The organism is Paraburkholderia sp. SIMBA_053 (assembly GCF_046534895.1).
GTDB lineage: Bacteria > Pseudomonadota > Gammaproteobacteria > Burkholderiales > Burkholderiaceae > Paraburkholderia > Paraburkholderia caledonica.
In genome coordinates this window covers 1-276 of record NZ_JAWRXU010000600.1, presented here as the reverse complement: position 1 = coordinate 276, position 276 = coordinate 1, and the positions used below count along the sequence as shown (strand labels likewise).

At 51.8% G+C, this 276-nt stretch carries 1 pseudogene; it reads left to right on the top strand.

The window, feature by feature from the left end:
* Nucleotides 1-26 precede the first annotated feature (26 nt).
* Nucleotides 27-276 (top strand): annotated as a pseudogene (locus SB753_RS37000) (ParA family protein); the annotation flags it as partial.

Sequence of the window (276 nt, the reverse complement as noted above, 5' to 3'; positions counted from 1 at the left end):
ATCGAAATTTTCGGATAAACCTCAGAATGGTGAAAACGAGCCAACTTCCCGCTGTAGACCGAACGGTTCCTCTTGAGCAGATTAGCCAGTTCGCTGAAAGGGTCTCGATTTTTACGGACGAACTGCGTGACACCATTCTTGCCCCCCGACCGCGAAAAGCTTCACCTGTTTTTAAAACAGGAGAGATCGCGGAGATGTGCAACATTTCTCATTCACAGGTCCAGTACCTCGCCACCAAGAGCGATGGCGAGTTACCGCCCGGTACTGCCGCTGGCA